The 4,636-nt window shown below is 58.8% G+C and carries 4 protein-coding genes; 3 read left to right on the top strand and 1 reads right to left on the bottom strand.

What is annotated here, in order from left to right; genetic code table 11:
• The 3 genes from C9413_RS28045 to C9413_RS28055 form a co-directional block, all read left to right on the top strand.
• Positions 1-1,713 (top strand): hypothetical protein (locus tag C9413_RS28045; protein ID WP_170251209.1); only part of this gene is annotated, 1,713 nt, incomplete at its 5' end.
• A 4-nt stretch (positions 1,714-1,717) separates the two neighbouring features.
• Complete coding sequence (locus C9413_RS34580) at positions 1,718-3,019, top strand: glycosyltransferase family 4 protein (RefSeq protein ID WP_063855991.1); 1,302 nt, start codon at positions 1,718-1,720, stop codon at positions 3,017-3,019.
• Positions 3,020-3,229: 210 nt separating this feature from the next.
• Positions 3,230-3,913, top strand: a complete 684-nt coding sequence (locus tag C9413_RS28055) for a sugar transferase (protein ID WP_039845622.1) — start codon at positions 3,230-3,232, stop codon at positions 3,911-3,913.
• Positions 3,914-4,356: 443 nt separating this feature from the next.
• Here the strand turns inward: C9413_RS28055 and C9413_RS28060 are convergent.
• Positions 4,357-4,636, bottom strand: a 280-nt coding sequence (locus C9413_RS28060) for a hypothetical protein (protein WP_170251210.1), incomplete at its 5' end; no start/stop codon positions are given.

The following is a 4,636-nucleotide window of genomic DNA, read 5'->3' on the forward strand; positions in this document are numbered from 1 at the left end:
AACCTGCAGGCCGCGATGCCGCTGCGAGGTGTGCTCGATGCGCCCTATTCCGATTTCACCGAAGCCTTGCGAGGCGTGAAGAACTCTATCGGTTCGGCATTCCGCCCCAATTCGCCAATGGTCATCGGCATCACGTCGGTCGGCAGCGGCGAGGGAAAGACGACGGTTGCGGCGAACCTCGCGCAGCTCTACCAGAACGAAGGCACGCCGGTCGTCCTCGTCGATGCCGATTTCCAAAAAGGCTTCCTGAGCAAAGTGGTGGGTGCCGCCGGAGAGGACTTCGGGCTCGGCTTGCTGCGGATGGATCATGTTGGCACGCATGAGCCGCAAGCGGCCGAACATGTCGTGGCGGGTCACGATGAGCACGGCCGCAGGAGCAGGAGAAACAGGGACGACGAGCATGCTGAAGCCTGCGCGCTGGTTCCCGTGCTGACCGTCGAGGGGACAAGGCGGTCTGCCGCGTGCCACCAGATATTCGGTCATCTAGCCGCACTCAAGACGGAAATTGAGCTGCTCCGCCAGAACTACGGCGTGGTCATCGTCGATCTTGCGGCATTCGAGGACTCGGCGGATACCCGGCATATCGTCAACTATCTGGATGGCGTCGCCATTGTCGTCGGCAAGCCGAAGAAAATGACCATCGAGCGGCTGTCGGCTGCGCTTGCGAGCTTCGGCACGTCGCGGGTGAACCTGCTCGGGATCATCGCCAATCGCAGCGGCGGCACGAAGCGTTCACCAGGAAAGCCTGCTTCGTCGCGGCCGAGCGAACCTGCCGTAAAGCCGACCGCTCCCCATCTGGCCTTCAATGACAAGCCGCGCGGGCGCCCGCTCAAGGTTGCCGTCGGCATCGCGAGTTCGGGCAGGCGCGAAATCCTTTCTGCCGTGCTTCCCCATATATCGCACCAGACGCGTCAGCCCGAGGAGGTCGTCATCTGCGTGCCCTCGCTTGAAGATGTCGAGCGAACGAGCCTTTCCTCGCTCGCATGCCCGGTCAGGGTATTGGTTTCAGAGCGTGGACTTTGCCTTCAGCGCAATACAATTCTTGACAGCATCGTCGATGCGGATGTGGTGCTCTTCCTCGACGACGATTTCCTGATGACGCCCACTTATATCGAGGACACTGAGCTGCTGTTTCGCAGCCGACGCGATATCGTCATGTCGACGGGCACGGTCATCGCCGACGGGATTACCGGGGCGGGTATCTCGGTCTGCGACGGCTTGAAACTCGTGCAGAAGGTTCGCCGCCCGCAGAAACGGGAGAAATCCTTCAAGCCGATCTATAACGCCTACGGCTGCAACATGGCTGTCCGTGTTTCGGCGATCGTGGCTTCAGGCGTCCGGTTTGACGAGAATCTGCCGTTTTATGGCTGGCTTGAAGATGTCGACTTCAGCCGCATGATGGCGCGATATGGCGAAGTCATTTGCGCCGACCATCTGCAGGGCGTGCATCTCGGCACGAAGGCCGGTCGCACAACCGGCATCAAGTTCGGATATTCGCAGATCGCCAATCCCATCTATCTCGTGCGCAAGAACACCCTGAGTTCGGGACGGGCAGCTGCGCAAATGGGCCGGAACCTGGCCGCCAATCTTGTCAAAGCCTGGCGCCCCGAACCCTGGGTCGACCGGAAAGGGCGTCTGAAGGGCAATGCGATCGCAATTTTCGATCTTCTGATGGGCAGGCTTGCCCCGCAGAATATCAGGACGATGGGGTAGGATCGTGATTCAGCGCTATCCCGATCGCGTTGTCATCATCAATGACCGTTCGACAAAGGTCGGGGGAGCCTCCAACCTTGCCATTTTGTCGGCGCATTTGCTCAAACGCGCCGGTATTCCCGTAACCTACCTGGCGGGCGACGCGGCCGGAAGCGAGCTGCCGGCGGACGACACCATCAATCTCGGCGGCGCACCGCTGACCGTCCAGGGGCGGATCGCAGCCTCGATCAACGGGCTTTACAACAGGCAGGCGCTCGATGCCGTGCGAGAGGTCATCGATAGTGCCGACACGGCCTCGACCATCTATCACGTTCATGGCTGGTCGAAGATCCTTTCGCCTTCCATCTTCCAGGCCCTGTGGCCCGTGCGCCAGCGCGTGGTTCTGCATGCACACGATTATTTCCTGTGCTGCCCAAACGGCGGCTTTGCGAACTACCGGAAAGACACCGTCTGTACGCTCACGCCGATGTCGGTGCCGTGCATGATGACGCAATGCGACAAACGCGGCTATCACGAGAAGATCTGGCGTTCTGCACGCCACTTGCTGCGTGAGCGGCTCTATCCGACGGACGAGCTCCCGGCCAATATCGTCATCGTGCATCAGCGGATGCGGGAATATTTCGAGCGCGCCGGAATCTGTACCGATCATATCGAGACCATTCGCAATCCGGTGGAGCCGTTTCTGCCCAGAGGGGCTGAACCCTGGACGATGCGGGATTTCTTCTTCGTGGGAAGGCTCGAGCCGGAAAAAGGGTTCGAGGATGCCGCGCGGGCGGCGCGCCTTGCCAATGTGCGGCTCCAGATCATTGGCGATGGCGCAGGGCGGTCGATATTGGAACGCGACTATCCCGAAGTCGTCATCCACGGCTGGAAAGCGAAAGGGGAGATGCACGAACTCCTGCGCAATGCGCGCACCATCGTCGTGTCGTCGCGCGTGCCGGAACCTTTCGCGCTTGCAGCCGTCGAAGCGATCGGAAGCGGAATTCCCGTCATTGTGCCGGACGCCGCCTTGTTGGGAAACGAGCTTGAGGAATTCGGGTGCGCGCTGACCTTCAGGACGGGGAACATCGGATCGCTGGCGACGGCGATGCGACGGCTCGCAGCCGATGATGCTCTGGTACGCTCCATGAGCTTGAACGGCCTCAGCAAGGCCCCCGGGCTTGCTCATTCGCCGGAAACCTGGGGCGAAGCGCTGATCGCTCTCTACAGCCGGATCTTGGCGCGAACGAGCTTGGCTGGTGTTGCCGGCCGGCTACCTGAAGGAACCGGCATTCGACCCGCCGCCTATCGCCATCGGTTCATTTAATTGAACGGCATCAAGCAGATACCCTTATTGAAAGCGGTTGTGCCCTCTCGTGTATCGACAGTTTTAAGAGGTGAGTAAATCAATGGTCCCGCCATCGGTATTCGGGCCTACTTCTATCTGACTAAGGCTTAGCCGTTCTGGTCAATTGTCTATTCTGGCCGACACTGCCAACCTTAACTGTGGGTTGAGATACAAACGGGGTTTCAAAAAATGCTATCGTTCTTTGATGGCGTTGCTCAGGACGGGCAATCGGCTCGGCTACGACGGCCGACGTCGAGAGATTATCGCCTGAAGCGTGCCGGGGACATCCTGATTTCCGGATCGGCGCTGGTTTTCTTTCTGCCGTTTTTCGCGCTTATCGCGGTGGCCCTGCTGCTGGTTGATGGGCGGCCGCTCATATTCCGACACGAGCGTGTCGGCCGCTACGGCCGTTCATTCCCATGCCTGAAATTCCGCTCGATGCGGAAGGACGCCAATGCGCGGCTGGCCAGCATTCTTGCCAACGATCCCGTGCGGCGCGCTGAATGGAATGAAACCCAGAAGCTGGTCAACGACCCACGCGTCCATTGGCTTGGAAAATATCTCCGGATGACGAGCCTCGACGAGCTGCCGCAGCTCTGGAACGTCTTTTGCGGTGATATGAGCCTTGTCGGCCCGCGGCCGATCGTGGCCGATGAAATGGAGCGTTACGGCCGTCGGATTCATTACTATCTCGCCATGACGCCGGGCCTTACCGGTCTATGGCAGGTGCACCGGAACAAGGACACGACCTATGATGAACGGGTGCAGTTCGACGTGGACTATTATCACAGCTGCTCGATATCGGCCGACTTGAAGATTATCTGGAAGACGATCGGCATCGTTCTTTTCGCGCGCAACGAATCTACCAGATGAAAAAGGCCATCGCGGCGCCCCATATCACCAGGCAAAAGAGAATGGCCGCCCACCGCAGAACGAATTTCGCGGTGGGAGAACGCCTGCGTTCGAAAAGGACTTTTGAATGCATCCGTCCGGCCTCCTGCCGACGTTTCAACGCCAAGACCCTTGGCTCCGAAACTGGTTGGGCTTAGACGCATTGCTTCGCGCAACTTCGAACTGAACTGCCCGCAAAACGTTCTTCGCTTCGACGAAGACAACAGCAAGCATGAATGTCAATCGACATGCCAGTTATGCGTCCGGTTGTGCTCTTTTTATGGCGATTCTCCCGTATCTCGCAAGTCTACTTGGCTTTCCCATCGGTTTTACAGCCTGAAACATACGGGCAGCAGAGGCTCTATTTGACAGCGGCTTGCGCCTTTCGAGCGGGCAAATCAATAGATTAGGCCGAGCTGCATCCATTAAATGGCCGGCCTGAACCTCTTTCTCAGATATTGCATGACGAAGTCGTATTCATGCAGCCCTTCGGACGAAGACATGCGGGCCATGAAAAACATGCTGCCAAGGTAGACAAGTGCTGCAGCGGCGGCCGTTGCAATCGATAGCCACAACTGCTGCAGAGGATGGTCAACGTCGCCGAGATAGATTCCCGGCACCAGGCAGAGCGCCATCAGCAAGATCGGAGCGAAATATTTGACCCCTTCCTTGGCTTGCCGGGCAAGGCTCAGGCCGATTGATGCA

This window comes from Rhizobium sp. SEMIA 4085 (assembly GCF_013004495.1).
Classification (GTDB): domain Bacteria; phylum Pseudomonadota; class Alphaproteobacteria; order Rhizobiales; family Rhizobiaceae; genus Rhizobium; species Rhizobium gallicum.